Annotated in this window: 16 protein-coding genes and 1 pseudogene; 9 read left to right on the top strand and 8 right to left on the bottom strand. The window is 56.9% G+C overall.

From position 1 onward, the window contains the following. Positions 1-652 precede the first annotated feature (652 nt). Positions 653-1,231: a hypothetical protein gene (locus A9513_RS11480; protein ID WP_065327398.1), complete on the top strand. Its 579-nt coding sequence runs from the start codon at positions 653-655 to the stop codon at positions 1,229-1,231. Between the two features lie 293 nt (positions 1,232-1,524). Continuing rightward, positions 1,525-3,675: a hypothetical protein gene (locus tag A9513_RS11475; RefSeq protein ID WP_065327397.1), complete on the top strand. Its 2,151-nt coding sequence runs from the start codon at positions 1,525-1,527 to the stop codon at positions 3,673-3,675. 338 nt (positions 3,676-4,013) lie between these two features. Here A9513_RS11475 and A9513_RS11470 read toward each other — a convergent pair whose 3' ends face one another. From A9513_RS11470 to A9513_RS11445, 6 genes are all read right to left on the bottom strand, one after another. After that, positions 4,014-4,193, bottom strand: a complete 180-nt coding sequence (locus tag A9513_RS11470; protein WP_065327396.1) for a hypothetical protein — start codon at positions 4,191-4,193, stop codon at positions 4,014-4,016. A 22-nt stretch (positions 4,194-4,215) separates the two neighbouring features. Next, positions 4,216-4,398: a carbon storage regulator CsrA gene (gene csrA / locus A9513_RS11465; protein WP_065327395.1), complete on the bottom strand. Its 183-nt coding sequence runs from the start codon at positions 4,396-4,398 to the stop codon at positions 4,216-4,218. A 68-nt stretch (positions 4,399-4,466) separates the two neighbouring features. After that, positions 4,467-5,378 carry a hydrolase or metal-binding protein gene (locus tag A9513_RS11460; RefSeq protein WP_065327394.1) on the bottom strand — a complete coding sequence of 304 codons (912 nt, stop codon included), beginning with the start codon at positions 5,376-5,378 and terminating at the stop codon, positions 4,467-4,469. Between the two features lie 79 nt (positions 5,379-5,457). Beyond that, on the bottom strand, positions 5,458-6,462 hold the full coding sequence (locus tag A9513_RS11455) for a YqaJ viral recombinase family protein (protein ID WP_065327393.1): 1,005 nt from the start codon (positions 6,460-6,462) through the stop codon (positions 5,458-5,460). An 82-nt stretch (positions 6,463-6,544) separates the two neighbouring features. Then, positions 6,545-7,138: a DUF4339 domain-containing protein gene (locus A9513_RS11450; protein ID WP_065327392.1), complete on the bottom strand. Its 594-nt coding sequence runs from the start codon at positions 7,136-7,138 to the stop codon at positions 6,545-6,547. A 71-nt stretch (positions 7,139-7,209) separates the two neighbouring features. After that, positions 7,210-7,872, bottom strand: a complete 663-nt coding sequence (locus A9513_RS11445; RefSeq protein WP_065327391.1) for a hypothetical protein — start codon at positions 7,870-7,872, stop codon at positions 7,210-7,212. A gap of 269 nt (positions 7,873-8,141) precedes the next feature. Between A9513_RS11445 and A9513_RS11440 the strand changes: the two genes are divergently transcribed. Further along, positions 8,142-8,453, top strand: a complete 312-nt coding sequence (locus A9513_RS11440; RefSeq protein WP_065327390.1) for a helix-turn-helix domain-containing protein — start codon at positions 8,142-8,144, stop codon at positions 8,451-8,453. Positions 8,454-8,465: 12 nt separating this feature from the next. On the opposite strand, the gene A9513_RS11435 is transcribed toward A9513_RS11440, so the two are convergent. Then, positions 8,466-9,434 carry a DUF932 domain-containing protein gene (locus A9513_RS11435; protein WP_065327400.1) on the bottom strand — a complete coding sequence of 323 codons (969 nt, stop codon included), beginning with the start codon at positions 9,432-9,434 and terminating at the stop codon, positions 8,466-8,468. 745 nt (positions 9,435-10,179) lie between these two features. Here A9513_RS11435 and A9513_RS11430 point away from each other — a divergent pair. The 6 genes and pseudogenes from A9513_RS11430 to A9513_RS11405 all read left to right on the top strand — a co-directional run. Next, on the top strand, positions 10,180-11,022 hold the full coding sequence (locus A9513_RS11430) for a MurR/RpiR family transcriptional regulator (protein ID WP_065327399.1): 843 nt from the start codon (positions 10,180-10,182) through the stop codon (positions 11,020-11,022). A gap of 245 nt (positions 11,023-11,267) precedes the next feature. Further along, on the top strand, positions 11,268-12,299 hold the full coding sequence (locus A9513_RS11425; protein WP_065327389.1) for a TRAP transporter substrate-binding protein: 1,032 nt from the start codon (positions 11,268-11,270) through the stop codon (positions 12,297-12,299). Between the two features lie 23 nt (positions 12,300-12,322). Then, entirely contained in the window at positions 12,323-12,892 is a 570-nt protein-coding gene (locus A9513_RS11420; RefSeq protein WP_065327388.1) for a TRAP transporter small permease subunit, read from the top strand. Further along, positions 12,889-14,193, top strand: coding sequence for a TRAP transporter large permease (locus tag A9513_RS11415; protein WP_065327387.1), 1,305 nt, complete (start codon positions 12,889-12,891; stop codon positions 14,191-14,193). The genes A9513_RS11420 and A9513_RS11415 overlap by 4 nt, the downstream gene beginning before the upstream one ends. 2 nt (positions 14,194-14,195) lie before the next feature. After that, a complete protein-coding gene (locus A9513_RS11410) occupies positions 14,196-14,876 on the top strand; it encodes an aspartate/glutamate racemase family protein (protein WP_065327386.1) in 681 nt (226 codons plus the stop codon). Positions 14,877-15,011: 135 nt separating this feature from the next. Beyond that, positions 15,012-15,716: pseudogene (locus tag A9513_RS11405) on the top strand (OprD family outer membrane porin); the annotation flags it as partial. 7 nt (positions 15,717-15,723) lie between these two features. On the opposite strand, the gene A9513_RS34795 reads toward A9513_RS11405, so the two are convergent. After that, on the bottom strand, positions 15,724-15,931 hold a 208-nt coding region (locus A9513_RS34795; protein WP_141678381.1), incomplete at its 5' end, for an IS3 family transposase.

Below are 15,931 nucleotides of genomic sequence, written 5' to 3'. Positions count from 1 at the left end.
GCACAGGCCGATCTGGATCGTGACGCGCTCTGTGGCGCTGAGTTCGTGATAGGACATGGGGCAACACCTTACCGAAATGGTCGGGTGTTGCACTCAGTTTTTGCGGCCGCCCTGTTAATAGGCTGGCTTAATCGATCTTGAATGGATCTGGCTGTACCAGTAGAACGGGCCCTGCCTGCAGCGAGCGGTCAGGCTTAGCGGAACTGCGCATCCGATGATGCATTGTTGTAGCCACGTCGCCGGAGATCAGCACTCGGGACGCAGTGCTCGAGTTAGAGCAGTATGAGCAGAGCTGCGAGCCAGGCGGGTTTAGCAGCAGACAAGCGGAGCATTCAACCGCTTTGCCTCCCCAGTCTTGGACTTCACGAATTGGGAGCATTTAACGTTTTCCCGGCGATAGCCTCGTGCCGCGACCGAGCAGAGCTTTTTCGTGGGTTATTGACAGGGCGGCGTTCAGGCGTAAATCGTTGGGGTCTTGTCTTCGCTCAATCGCTTGGATATCTTCTGCTTCAAGGCGGTGATGGTCGCCTGGCGCCTGTTACGCGAAGCAAGAGCCCATCGCTTAACCTCCCCCGAAGAACCATGGCAATCCCATCATGGACAGTCCGGTGAACAGGCAATCGGTCGTCGCGTCCATGGCACGAGGAATGTCATGTCCACTTTTTCCGCACTGAACGTTTTTAAGTCTCTTTCTAAAACCATTGCTCAGCAGTACGGTCGGCAGCTTTCAGAGGCACGAGAGCGTCTGTCTCTCAATGCAGGGTTTTCCTGTTACCACGATCTCCAGAATGTTGGGTTGCGATACCCCGATGACGCACGCCTGCTCCGCGTCGCCTTTGGCGTTGAGAGGTTCGCTGACGTGTTTTTTCTCACAGACATACGCGAGGAGTTGGCCGAGCAGGTTACTCAGCGAGCCCTCTTGGACTGCCTGGCACCAAAGGCTTCGGGTATCAGATTTCACATGGACAACCTGTTCGTGGAGAGCCGGTATGACGCCGAGAAAGGAATACTGATTGCCCGTGGCGAAGCCAAGCTAACCCGCATCGAGCAATTCCGCTATGCACAGCAGTTCCAATGGTTCAGCGCAACCTTGGACTTTGAGGTGAAGTTCCGAGAGCAACGTTGGCGGCTAGTTTCCTCATCAATCTCAATGCGCCTGGAAGCTAATGAGGAGGGGGGCTTCATTGAGGACTCAATCGATGACTTTCCGCCCACAGAGTTCTGGGATTAGGTTGGGAGCTAATGCTCCCCTCCTGTTGCGTCTTTGGGCTGGGAGGAGTGCCTCAGATACCCCGCAGCATGGCAACTATTGGCTGTGGATTGCTGCCTCTAGTGAGGGGCAGCTACCGACCCAAAGCCGGCGGACGCGAAGGACAGGGATCGGCCAGAAGCGAAAACTCATCAGATTCAGTTCACTTTCTGCTTTGCAGCGATTGTGGTCGGTGGTGAAGCGCGCCGCACTTCGCCGGAGCCGGATACCGGCATTGGACAGGCGGCGTTCGCCGCGTGGAAAAGGAGAGCGCCTTGAGTGTGAAGATTAACTTCGACAACGAACTGGCAGTTGCCAGCATCCTGCTGGCCGACTGGGCTCCACCGCTGATCGAACACCTAGGACGTTACTTTGACGTCCGCGAAGGCATGCTTCGGCTGGACTACGCCCACCTGTCTACCGAGAACATCAGCGATGCGTCCAATTGGCTATTGAATTCCTTCTCCGATCGTCAGCGCTTTGAGTTCGAACTCCAGAGTACGGCAATGAACGGACCGATAGCACTGACCCTCTCAATTCTTGGGTACGGATCTATCGGGATCAAGGACTCATCGTCCATCCTAGACCGGAATGCCTACCTATCTGCCCAAGAGGCTTTCAGGAAGGACGTGCTTCAAGGCGACTCCCCGGCCTTGCGCGACACCATCGTGGCGGAGATCGCGCCGCGTGCGAAATGGGTGAGTTGGCTGCTGGCTGCCCATTCACATGACCGATCTCGTTTTTTGGATGATCGGGAGATCATGGCGGCGCTGGTGGCAAGTACGTCGGAGGACGATTACATCCATTGCCTTGAATTAGTGGAACCACGGAGCGACCAGAGTAATTGGGCCTTCGAGCAGTTGGTCGAGCAGCATAAGCAATTCGTACTCGACTATTTGGAGGCCAATGTGGGCGGGATCCCTGGCTCTCAATGCTGCAAAGTGCCTAATGTTGTCTTCTCGCTTTTTGCGAACTCTCCAACGGTGCAGAAGTCCCGCTGGGCCTGCGAGCAGGTTCTCGATCGAGCCGATCCGGCGGTCTTTCCTCGGCTGATCCAACATTGCCACACGATCGAGGCGGACGATGTGCGCAGTCTGTTTCTGCGCTGGCGCAACAATTCGAAGACAGAGCAGAAAGACTATCTCAAGGAATGCGTTGCCAAAGCCTATTCGACGCTTGCTGCGCTGTCGACGCACACCATGCCTTCAGACCTCGCGCTTGCCGCGGGCTGGCATGAGCTCGGGGAGCCAGCGCAGTCCGGCCAGCAAAGCGTTGTCGCACGCCTAAGGGAATTGCCTTCCGGGACGTGGGATCGAGAGTCGCTGTGGAGCCAACTGGGGCCCGCCGCCCGGGAGGCCTGGCGGCAGGATATTTTCGACCAAGTGAGGGAGGAGCCAGAGCTGGCCCAGGGACTCCTCGATTTCGCCTGCTTTTGGCTCGAGCAGACGGCGTTCGCCGAAGTCGAGCCGGTGCTTCTGCGATTGATGGATGATGAAAATCACCTGGCTTTTGCGAGCCGGCTCGCTAGCGCTGGCCCAAGGCAGAAGCAGCTGAGGGCCAAGGGGTTGGTACGGTCCGTGCGGGGGGCACTGGACCTGGAGGGGCCAGGAGGTCAGAGCGAGAATACCACAGTGCTACCCAGCGTCGGTGCCCAAACCTGGTTGGGCAACCCGTCCGTGGAGCGCCTCATTCATAAGGCGCTCAGCCAGATCGAGGAAGAGTTTTGCGACGAGTATTCGGAGACCTGGGGAGAGGACGAGGAGGCCCATACTGCGCGCTTACTGGCCCTGACGCAGGAGGCAGTACGCAACGCGAGCCGTCGGCTGCGCCAGCTCGAGGCCACGAACCAGTGTACGTATCCGAGCCTGTCGGTGAAAGTGCGTCAGCCCGGGAAGCGGGAGGAAGGGGCCAACACGCCCGCCGGGGCTCCACTGGGGGCCGATGTGCTGTTCCTAACCCGTATTGTGGACGAGGGCAAAACGGTGATCCAGCGGACCACCCTTGTACAGGTGAAAAAGCGCAGCGGCACTGGGTCGGGGAAGAGCTTCGGTTCTACGATAGGTGTCAACCTGCGGCAATGCGAGGACATGCTCAAACAGTCTGAGCACGCCTATTACCTGTTCGCGACGCCGGCCTGGTCGCGCCCGACGCTTTGGGTTGCCCCAGCCCGGCTCGTTAGGAACTTGACCCAGTTGCACACAAGCAAAACTTCGGTCTCGGCGTTACAGGTGCGGGACGCTAGCTGCACCTATGCGGATTTCTTCCTGCACTACCTAGTCGGCCTGTGGGCTGGCGACGAAGATGAAGTCATCCTCGCCGTTGCCAACGGCGATCCCCGGCTGGGGCGAACGCCTCGCCACATCGTCGATATCGAGGTTCGTCGCCAATCGGATTGGGTGGACGCTCGGACTGTCGGTGAGAAATGACTCAGCTCAGCCATCTCCGGGCATGCAAATATGCAAAGCGATTACGTGCTTTGGGTCCGTAACTGCCGCTCCACAGAGGCAGCTAACAGCCGATTCTGTTGAAAAGGCCTCTCCGCGAAGTTTGCTTACGAAAGGGCGTGTTCGACATTGAAATCTAACTCGCTCAGAAGACGGGGCTGTCTTGGTTTTACGTAGCAACACCAAAATTGAGCATTTTTTGAACTGCTAAAAAGCAGTTCTCCCAGAGGCCGACTTTTTCAACAGAATCGGTCGGAAGCTGTCTGTCGATCAAAAAATAAAACTCAGCAGGAGCCCGTCGGGCTCCTGCTTATGACGCTTTATCTCTTAGATTTGTGAACTGCCTTGGGCCTAAATTGAAAGAGGACAAGGGTCAGCACGATGACCAACATAAGTGGCCAAAAGCGCACGGCGAGAATCACCAGGGCCACTACGGCTGCACTGCCGGCGAAGATGCTGATCAATACAAACAGCAGGCCTAGAAAGCGCATCAAACCCATGGGGGAGCTCCTACGAGAAAACCTAGCAGGAGGGTTGCGGCGAGGTGGATTGGATGCGCTTATAGATCTCATCGCGATGCACCGTGATGTGGGGCGGCGCTGAGATACCGACTCGCACCTGGTTGCCTCTGATGCGAAGAATGACGATCTCAATGTCATCGCCAATGCGGATGGTTTTGCCGACGCTGCGGGTGAGGCTGAGCATGGTTCGTACTCCGGTGGTGTAGGTCCGCCTCGAGCTGAGCTCGATGCTTGTTTTCGTATATCGGTGAGCTACTGATTGCGGGCTTCGGCTCGAGCACGCAGTAGTGTCGAGAGAGTGGGGCGTGGGGCTGAGCTTGCAGTTGTGTCTGCTGTAGTTGGTGAGGTGACTGCGTTGGTTGGCCCTTCAGGAAAGAGCTCTTCGACAATGGCTTCGCCTTCCTCCTCGCTGTCCTCAAAATTGCCGTTGGCGAGCCCCGATTTCGCTGCTGCATCCAGGGCTTTCTGATCAAAGCCTGCCGCATGCCGCACATCATCGATTTCTCTAGCATGCTGCAGCGCTCCCTCCATCGACATGCCGTCACGTACGGTGATGTCGACGTAGAAAATCGGCAGCCCATGACTTTGCCGTGTCGACTTTCCACGAAGACGTAGCTCCAGTGGAAGACAAGCCAAGCGATCGCCGGAGATTGCCTGGAGGTACTGCAGTCGAGCCGCCAAGGTGCGAATGCTGTTGAAGCCCGTCGTACGAAACACAAAGCTGCCCAGCGAATCCTCATCACCAATAGCTACGTTGAGACGCCCGTAGGGCTTGCAGGCGCCTCCCTTAGCCAGAGGGCAACCGTCAGGTGAAGGGCAGGGGAGTGACTCGACTCCTTTATCACCACGGCGCTTGCAGGTTTCGCCATTGCCCATGCAGATCGGCCGTCCGGTTTGGCGATCGAACAGGCAGTACTCAGCGCGAAAATTCAAATCAGGAGCATTGAACAGCAGGCGGATTGGGATGCTACGAATCTTGCCGCCTTGGGCTTTGCGTAGCTCCTCGTCGAGTGGATGCGTAAGCCAGTGATCGCGCAACTGGATCTGTGTAGTGATGGTGAACTGGTCGTCCTTCTCCGGTAGGCGCTTGCCGTTCTTCTCCACGACCTTGCCGATGGAAATCCGCCCGAGCACTGGCGGGGTGATAGCCAAGCCTTTGAGCATTGGTGGTTCTCCTGTGGATGAATAAAAAAGGCCACCCAGGTGCGCAATTGCATCGGGGTGGCCAATGGGGGAAGCGAATTCAGAGAATCAAGAATCGGCGGCTGCCAATTTTGGTGGTGGGGTAGCGCGCAAGTAGATAGGGCTTCTCTTTGAGCGCTTGTGAAACATCGAGCGTTACGCTGTCTTTGGCCTTGCGCCAGGACACCATGCCATTGGCGAAAACTGCCCGACTGGCATCGCCCATGGCTTGCTGCAGCTGCTGCTTCAGCTCCGCCTCGCGCTTGCTCTGACGTTCGAGAGTGGCGCGCACAGATTTCAATTCATCGAACGCCGATGACAGGATGACGTCTTCAGAAAAATCCAATGTGCGCCCCTGGTCGAGGGGATAAAGACAACGCAATGCACGCTCCGCCGATTCAGACCCATCTGCCGGTGGTGGAGTGTCACGAACGACGTAGCCCCAGAACTCTTTCTCCAGTTCAATCAGCCAATGGATGAGTTCGTCATTGCGCTCAATTCGGTGGATCTCTAGATGTTGACCACCGAGCAGTACAGCCACATCTGCAGCCTGCTTTCCAGTAACCGCTAACTGGTGCATTACCTGCAGTTGAACGTAGACCGGTACGCCTTCCTTCCAGAGACGAGCACCGTTGATACCTGCAGTTTTGCACTCAAGGATCTGCACGTCCTCAGCACCGGTGACTTCGCGATCGATGTTGGCCAGCATCCAGTCGAGCTTGGTGTCAGGGTGCTGCAACACGGCATTGATGCGGCGTACTCGATTGCCGGTGCGCTGGGTGTAATGCCGCGCGACGATTGATTCCAGGATGTTGCCCCAGTAAGTCGGACTCTCCTCATCGTTCACATCGCTCTTGGGTAAACCCGAATCGCGGCCGGTTTTCTCCAGCCACAATTCCAATTGTGATTTGTAGGGGTTGAGGCCGACGGCTGCTGCGGCATCGGAGCTGCCAATACCGCGCTTGCGGACAGCAAGCCAGTCATCGCGAGACAGATCTTTGGTGCTCACCAGGCGCAGGGCAGGGCGCGGTGGTTCCGAGCCAGGGTTGAAATAGGCGTGAGCCATAGAAGCCTCCGGGCATAAAAAAACCCAGCAGGTCTTCACCGGCTGGGCATGCAAGGGATTTGCTGCTGGTGCGTTGGGGCGCTTAGCCCTGGTGAGCACCAATGCTGATGAAGAAACAGACGATCCAGGTGATGAAGTAGGCGAGGTTCTGGTTCAGTAGCTTGGAACGCTGATACAGGTAAACCGGAACCACGAATACCCAGCCTTTGAAGCGGCTGACATCGTGACCAGCTTGCTTGAGGTGCTTGGAGTCGAGGACCGAGAGGCCGATGTTCAACGCGAGGGTGACGTACCAGTATCGGTTCTCCGACATGGCTCGCTCCCACTGCGCTTCATTCGCACCGAACAGGCCGGCGACGAAAGACTCCAGCAGGTAGCCAATGATCGGAGCGAACGCGATCAGCCAAACAATTTTGTTGTTCACGCCGGAGCCGGTGAGGGGCGGCGGCCCAAACTCATCCAGGTGCTGGCGTAGCTCTGTTTGCTCAATCTTGGCCCATGCGGTCATGCCTTTCTTCCAAACCATCGAGCCGTAGGTCAGCGTTCCACTGCGGATCAAATCGATGATCTGCTGTTGATCGAAGCCGCCTTTGCGTTCGCCGTTCTGCTCGTAGTGCCATTGATTGCCGACTGCGTCAGCGCCGTTGGATTTGGCGTTATCAAAACTGGTGCTCATGACATTTCCTTAGGGTGAGCCGGCCCGCTGCGGAAGTTGGTTTCCACAGGGCATTGGGGGGATTTAGGGGGTTATTTTTTCGGGAGCATGTCGGCATTTACGCCGATCTGATTGCCGTTCTTGTCGTAGCACATGGGCAGGGAGTCACAGCTCCCTCCTTTGGCTGCTACATCCGCTTCGTTGACGGCCGGAATGCCAATAACTGGCAGGCTGGCCAGTTTCACAGTGACAAGGCCCAAGGCCGTATCGACGGTGCAGTAGTCGCTGTCGTTGATAGGGCAGACGGCATGGAATTTTTCACCAGGCTCTCGCTTGCCTAGAGAGTTGGCAGTCTGACGTTTCCCGTTGAAGCCAGGGCCTGTGCCATTGGCATAGGAAACCGGGTTACCGGCTGTGTCGACGCCCATGTACCAACCTGCTGCGACGACATAGTTTCCTTTGGGCGCATTGCCATAGAAATCCTTGCCCAGGGCGCAGATTCCATCATCACCACAGGTGACCGGCTTGAAGCCAGATACGAACCGCACCTCACCATTGGGCATGACGAGGCGAGCGACTTTAGGAGCATCGAGCGGTAAGCATGTACTGACCGGCCCCTCAGCAGCAGTGAATAGGCCGTCAAATGGTGTGTTTTTGAGGTTCCACGGGTTGGAGCAGGGCATGACGTTGTTAGCTGCTTGAGTGACCGTTGCTGCAGTAGCCAAAAGCATGGCTACGAGTACTGCGATTTTCATGGGTTTCCCTCTCTGAATTTTCCTTGCTGGGTAGATCTGTCGGGTAATCTCGCTTATCGCCGGATTCCCAGTTTCGTCGCACCACGAGCTTCCTGATGTGGTGCTCGAGTCCGGTGTCGCAGACTCCTTCTGCTGATTGAAATCTTTGCTATGACGCCCGGTGAGCAGTGGCTCATTGAGGCGCGATCTCGCGTAAAACTACCAAATTGGTAGTATTTGGTTAAGCCTAACGCTGGACGATTTCGTTCTTCAAGTACTTGAAGAGCGCCATGTCTACGTTATCCAAGCGAATCAAAGAGGCGCGGCTGCGTTCTGGGTTGTCTCAAGAGCAGTTAGGCATCCGAATTGGTATCGATCCTGCGTCAGCTAGTGCGCGAATGAATCGCTACGAGCTGGGAAAGCGGGTCCCAGATCTTGATCTGGTTGAGCGGTTGGCCGGTGAGCTATGCCTTCCGGCAGCTTATTTCTACGCTAGCCGCGATACCGAAGCGGAGCTTCTCTTGAAGTTCCATCGCCTTGAACAAGCAGCCCAAACGAAGTTGCTAGCGACGCTTGAGGAGCTTGTTCAGGCGCAGGTGTAATCTGGTGGCGAGTTAGGCCACTAGCTTCAAAGCAGCATCCAACGCCTTCTGCTTGATCATGGCTCCCTGGCCAAACCAAGCCGAGTCCATGCGGTACTCGTTGCTGCGTGCCCGACGTTCGTGGTCGACGTACTCAGTAACAGCATTCAACAGTCCCCACGCAGTGCCGTTCGCTGCCCCCAGCTGCGAGCCACGTCCGCGGCCTTCATACAAGCTCTGCACCTTGCGCATGGCGCGCTCGTTGACCAGCTTTTCTGGAATTTCGCTGCTGAGGGACGTGTCGCACATCACCCCCATGAAGTAGTTCAGTGCCTCGTTCGACCGCACTTTGCGATCGGCCAGGATGCGCATGCGATACATGAACTCGTCCCATTGCGAGACGGCAATACCCAGTTGCTTCTTCACCGCTTGGGCGTCAAAGCGGGTGCTGTGCGGGACTTTGATAGCCCGGGTGGCGCCATCGACTGCGATGGTGAGGGTGTTGTTGCATACGACGCGCACAGTGGTGGGTGTGGCAGTGGTAGCCAGAGTCCCGTCGCAGGACGTAGCCAACAGTAAGTAACCGTTAACCAGGTCGTTGCCCTTCAGCGAGGTATTCTGTCCGGTGCGAGCGAGTGCCCAAAACTTGCGACCACCCTTGAGCACGCCCGCGGTTTCGAGTTCGTAGCCTGAGACCTGAGTCAGGTCGCGATAGAACTCCAATACCTCTCGCGGCTGCACGACTTGGTAGCGTTGAGAGACGACTGAGAGTGGCGCTTTGGTGTCGGAGCGATAGAGCACCTTCTGCTCAGGGAAGGAGTGGATGCTGCCGAGGTGGCCAGCGGCGTCTGATTTGAAGTGAACAAGGCTTTCCTGGATCTGCCAGTCCATGCCAGCTTCACGCTGCCAGACTTCGAGAGGTTGTCTTTGAGACAGGCGGCTTCCCAGACCATGCCAGGGAGTCGCGCCGACGTACGCCATGCTTTCTACGAGATGAGCCATGATGAGTTTCCTTTGGGCAATAGCCGGCATAAAGCGCTGCGTCATGCGCAGCACCGGCTGAGGGTTATGGACAATAAATAGGGAAGGGAGGAGGCCAGCTAGACCGGCACGTTGAAGTGAGCGCCGCAGGTGAGGCAGATATTGTTGGCGAGCGCATGGCGATCGAGCTGCTCGCCTAGGTGTGCTCCAAATGTGCAGCCGCTGATGGCGCCGACCAGGCCTCCGAGAACGGCACCTGACATCGACCCGAGGGAGATGCTCAAGGGGCTAATCTGAGGGGGCTCTGAGCTGACTCGGTGCGTAGTTATTGCGGCGGAGATTCCACGAGCTGCGCCGTAAAGGGTCCCGGCAATGATGCCGAGCTTCTTGGCCGGGCTTGTAGCTGTGATCCTGAGCGAGCGACAGCGAGGGCAATGCAATGACATGGTCGGAAAGTCTCCTGGTGGTATGTCATTGCTGTGATGTAGGACTGAGATTTTTTGGGATGGGGTCACCGTTTGATGCGAGCGCAGATAGGTGAGCCCCGATTTATGGCAGTAACCAGAGCCGGCCTGGAGCTTTCATCAGCTTCGAATCGCGGCTTCTTCCTAATTCCTGATCTTGCCCAATGAGTGTCGAGTGATGCCGAAACGATTCAGTATGATGCTCGGTATGGCTTGCAGCATTTTCTGGTTTTAAACGGAGTGTTGCGTTGGAGTTCAACTTGCGAGCTGATAGTCGCTCGAAATTCGCTTGGCAGGGTGCCATGTCACACAAAGAAGCTTCGTTTCTGACTCGCGTGCGCGAGGCGCTACCCAAGCTGCAGCCGGCTGAGAAGCGTTTGGGCGAGTTCGTCTGCGATTTTCCTGCTGAGTTGGCGAGCTATTCCGCCTCTGAACTGGCCACTTTGGCTCAGGTGTCGAATGCTACGGTGTCGCGCTTCGTCAAACGCCTGGGATATGAAAATTACGAGGCTGCCAGGCGCCATGCACGAGTCGAGAAACAGAGCGGCTCGCGCTTATTCTTGACCGGCTCGGTAGACAGCGCCGCAGTGCAGTCCGTGGAAGCCCATGTGGCCCAGGGCATCACGAATATCGAGTCGACCTTCCTGGGAATCAGTGAGGGACAGATCACCGCTGTGGCGCAATCCATGTTGGCTGCCCGAAAGGTTTGGGTGCTGGGCTTTCGCAGCAGCCACCCGTTTGCCAGTTACCTGCAGTGGCAGATGACTCAGGTGATAGAGAACATCGTCGCTCTGCCAGGGGCGGGGCAAACACTGGGCGAGAGTTTGGTCAGCCTCGCTGAGACGGATACGGTCGTGGTGTTCGGGTTGCGGCGCCGGGTGGCCAGCATGGAGAACATTCTGGAGGCGATTCGCAAGAGTGGAGCGAGCCTGCTGTACATCACTGACGAAGGCGTTGCACCGCTGGTCAATGTGACCTGGCATTTCCGCTGCCAGACCTTAGCTCCCGGCCCATTGTTCAATCATGTGGCTGTTATGGGCGTATGCCATTTGCTTGCAACCCGGGCGATAGAGCTGGCTGGGGCCTCCGGCAGGGCTCGACTGCGCGGGATTGAGACCTTTAACGATAGCCTCGACGAACTTTAGCAACGGTCCGTTACGGATGACCGCTTTTCGTGCCTGTCGCCTGCAGCAGGCACCGTTAAGGTGCGTGCTGAAGGCGCTAGATAATTTCTCTCCTAGTTTCCTGAATCTGGCAACTGTTTGATTATTAAATGAAAATATATTTTCATGTATATTGGCATGAAAACTGAATTTCATATCCCGCATGTTGGCGGGCTGCTTTGAATGAACGGGTCCGCTTTCCAATCAGCTTTCAATAGGACACGTTCATGGCAAATCGTATTCTCCTTGGACTGGCTGCTGCACTAATGGTTAGTGCTGCCCAGGCGCAGCCTCTTCAGCTCAAGGTACTGGGGCAGCCGGTTGGATCTGGCATGATCCAAAAAAACCAGGAACAACCCTTCTTTAGCCGTTTCGCAGAGCAGTCTGGTCTGGATGCCAAGGTCCAGTACGTTCCCTCCGACGTAGCCGGTATTCCTGATAGCGATGGCCTGCGCATTCTCAAGTCAGGTCTGTTCGACATCGTTTCCATTCGTGGTCCGCAGGTCAGTCGAGATGAGCCGGCGCTGCTGGGCTTTGATCTGGTCGGGTTGAACACCTCCTTCGAAGCTGGCCGTGCGAATACCCGGAGTTTTTTCGATTACGTCGATAAACGTCTGCAGAGTCAGTTCAACGCCAAGTTGCTGGGGGTATGGCCCGCGGGCCCGCAACTGGTGTTTTGCAAACCACAGATTGGCAGCTTGGCTGATCTGAAGGGACTGAAGGTGAGGGTTGGCGATCAGAGTGGCGCCAAGTTCATGAGTGGTTTGGGGGCTATTGGGGTCGCAATGCCCTTTGGAGAAGTGCAGCAGGCGCTAGCAATGGGCGTGGTGGACTGTGCGGTCACGGGGCCTGCCTCTGCAAATGCCGCAGGCTGGCCGGAGGCAACTACGACGGTGTTGCCGATTGCGCTGCAGCTGGCGGTCAACGGCTATGCGATCAACCTCAAGACTTGGAACGCCATGAGCGTAGAGCAGCAAGGCAAGCTGCAGAAGGCCTTTGACGAGCTCGACAACAACATCTGGAACTACTCCCAAGAGCTCTATGAAGACGCCATGCGCTGCAACAGCGGTGAGCAACCTTGCAAGCAAGGCAAGCTCTACAAGCTAAAGACCCTTCCTGTATCGACAGCAGATGAAGTGACTGTGGCGCAGGCCGTTGAGAAAACATCGCTGCCGGTTTGGGCTGCTCAGTGCAACGCGGTGGACACCGACTGCGAGAAAACCTGGCGCGCCACAGTCGGTTCTCATTCGGGCCGGTAAAGCCGAGGTTGGAGAGCATTTCCATGAAGAATTATGCGCGCTGGTGCGGCATCGCCTTTGGCGTAATTATGCTGGCGCTAGCCATGGCTATTACCGCAGAGACGCTGCTGCGGAAGCTGTTTTCCTTTTCACTGGGAGGAATGGACGAACTGGGGGGCTATGCGATGGCTATCTGCGCGCCGCTGGCTTTCTCAGTTGCTCTGATTGAGCGCTCGCATATCCGCATCAATCTGTTTCAGGCTCGGATGAGCGTCACGGTCAAAGCGTTGAGCAACGCCATGGCTATGCTCTCGCTGAGCCTCCTTTCGCTGTACCTACTGTACTTCACCTTAGTCACGCTGCTTGATACCCGCACATACCACTCTGTCGCTCAGACGCCTTGGGCGACTCCACTGGTATTTCCACAGCTCGTCTGGCTGGCTGGCATGGCCATTTTTGCCTTGGCTGCACTGATCCTAGCTGCGCAAGCTGGTCGATTGCTAATCCGTAGAGACTGGGACTCGCTGAACCAGCGCTTCTCCCCCGACTCACTAGCGGATGAGCTGCAGACGGAACTAGGTGAGCTGGCCAAGCGCAAGGGGAAGCCGACATGAGTATTGCTTTGGTGGGTATCGGTTTCGCGCTCATGCTGCTGCTGATGTTTCTGAGCATCCCAGTAGCGGTGGCGATTATCGCCGTGGGTGCGCTAGGTGGCTACCTCCTCTTTGGTCCAGCTATGGTCGAGATGATGGGAGGTGTCCTGTGGACCAGCCTGAACAACCCGTCGATGCTGGCGATTCCTCTGTTCATGCTACTAGGTGAGTTGCTCTTGCGCGGTGGTATGGCTGACCGCATGTACGAAGCGTTGTCTGTCTGGATGGGCCGTCTACCTGGCGGGTTGCTGCATGCCAATATCGCCAGCTGCGCACTGTTCTCTGCTACTTCGGGTTCATCGGTGGCCACTGCTGCTACGGTTGGCACCATTGCACTGCCGGCGCTGTCAGCGCGTCACTATCCAGTTCGCCCTTCGCTGGGTTCTCTGGCAGCTGGAGGTACGCTGGGCATTCTGATCCCACCCAGTGTGAATATGCTGGTCTATGGCTCGTTGGCCAATGTCTCTGTCGGGCAATTGTTCAGCGCGGGCGTAATTCCCGGCCTGCTGCTGACGTTGTGCTTCTCGCTATACATCTTCATCGCGCATCGTCGGGTGGGCGAGCAGGTATCGGAGATCAGTCGTGTACCGTTGCGGGTCAAGCTGAGCATGCTTAGACACCTGCTGGCGCCGCTGATTATCTTCGGCGTCGTTATGGGGAGCATCTACGGCGGGCTGGCGACACCTACCGAATCCGCGGCGTTGGGTCTTACCATTGCCTTAGTACTGGTGACCATAAATGGCCGGCTGAGCATCGACCTGCTGATCAATTGTGCAATGCAGGCTGCTCGCACCACAGGGATGGTCATTATCGTGCTGACCTGTGCCTTGATGCTCAATGTGACCATGGCCATGGTTGGTGTCGCCCAGACGATCACCGAGTGGGTGGCCAGTTTGGGGCTGAACCAGCTGTCGCTACTGCTGTTGTTGATCGTGTTTTACCTGCTGTTGGGGATGTTCATGGATGCCATGTCGATGCTGGTACTGACCGTGCCGATCGCGGTACCCATGGTATTGGCGGTAGGAGTGGATCCGATTTGGTTCGGTATCTTCATCGTGCTGATGTGTGAGATTGCGCTGATCCATCCGCCATTGGGTATGAATCTGTTCGTCGTACATGGGGTGCGGAGAGACGGCGGCAGTTTCAACGACGTGATAATGGGCTCCTTGCCTTATGTCTTCGTGATGATCGGTTTCACCTTGCTTACCATTGCCTTCCCGGCTTTGGTCACCTGGCTTCCGACGCTGATGGCAGGGAGTTGAGCATGCTTGCTGCCCAGCACAACAGTCGCATTCTGGTGATCAACCCCAACAGCAATCCCGAAGTGAGCGAAGGCATTCGTCAAGCGGCCACGCACGTCATCACGCCGGGCACCGCGTTGGAGGTGGTCAATCCGAGCGAGGGACCGCTGTCGATCGAAACACCAGCCGATCGTGCGCAAGCGATTCCGCCATTGCTTGCATTAGCTGAGAAGTATCGCTGTGCTGGCTTCGATGCATGCGTATTGGCCTGCTTCGATGACATTGTCCTTGGCGAGATCCGCGAATTGCTTGGCTGCCCTGTAGTCGGTGCTTGCGAAGCCAGCATCGCCGCAGCGAGAGCGTTGTCGGCTCGCTTTTCCATCGTCACCACGGTGCATTCGGCGCTGCCTACCATTCATGGTTTATTGCGGTACTACGGGGCCGAGCAACTCGCCCAGGCGGCCGCCGCAGGGATCGGGGTCGCTGAGGCTGCTTCCGGCGGTGCGGCTACCGAGAGAATGCTGCGCGAGACCATTGCATCTGCGATCGATCAGCAGGGCGCGCAAGCCATCGTCCTGGGCTCTGGGGGGCTGGTTGGACGGGCCCCGGAACTGACGCGGATATTCCAGGTTCCGGTGATCGACTCGGTGCTTTCTGCGGTGACCCTAGCCGAGGGGATAGTGCGGCTCACGCGGCCTGGCTGAGCTAGGTGTAGGCCGCTGTGTTTCATGAGGCGCAGCGGCTAAGCATTCCAATCATGAAAGCCTTTGAGAAATACCTGCCAATCGGGCTTGCGAGTGGGATCGCGTGAGCCGCACTCACTGAACTGGGGAAACTAAATGAACAACCTGAACAAGGGCATTCTGGCCCTGACGGCATCCTTTTGCCTGCAAAATCTGGCTTCGGCTGCGCCACTGGTGAACGATCAGGCGAGCTCCAAGGGCTTCGTCGACGATAGTCGCCTGTCTGTCCTGTTGCGCAACTACTACTGGAATCGAGATGGTAAGAACGGTGGCGCCGATCGGCGTGACTGGTCGCAAGGTGTGATTGGTACCTTTGAGTCAGGTTTTACCCAGGGCACCATGGGATTCGGGGTGGATGCCTTCGGGGCATTCGCGCTAAAGCTGGATGGCGGTGCCGGGACCTCCGGGCTCGGTAATCTACCGGTTGATCGGCATGGTGATCCAGAGAGCTCCTACGGCAAAAGCGGTGGGGCGTTGAAGGTCCGCGTGTCAAAAACCGTGCTAAAAATTGGGGAGATGCAGCCTAAGAATCCGTTGTTCGCACCCGGTGGCGTGAGGGTGCTGCCGCAGACCGCGAGTGGGGTGAACCTGCTCAGCAGCGAGGTCGACAACCTCAATATTGATGCTGGGCATTTCTATTCCGGCACCAGCCCTGCGACCACCCGTAGCGACGGCGATCTTTACGCGAGTTATGCGCGCAAGGCCTCCAGCGAGGCAAACTATCTAGGCGGTAAATACACGCCATCTAGCAACCTCACGCTGCAACTCTACGGCTCCGAACTCAAAGATATCTGGCATCAGTAGGGTTCTACCCCATTTCCACGGACGGTTTGAAAAGGGCTGAAAACTTCAAATCTTGCCGGGCGACTCTACGACGCATTCGTGGGTTGTGAAACCGCTCGATGTAGTCGAATAGATCGGCCCGAGCTTCATCGCGAGTTCGATACGATTGATGAGCAACACGCTCCCGTTTGAGCAGACCAAAGAAGCCTTCACAGGCAGCGTTATCGCCGCAA

The sequence above is a fragment of the Pseudomonas sp. AU12215 genome (genome assembly GCF_001675465.2).
Classification (GTDB): Bacteria; Pseudomonadota; Gammaproteobacteria; order Pseudomonadales; family Pseudomonadaceae; genus Pseudomonas; species Pseudomonas nitroreducens.
This window is presented reverse-complemented; position numbering and strand designations above follow the sequence as displayed.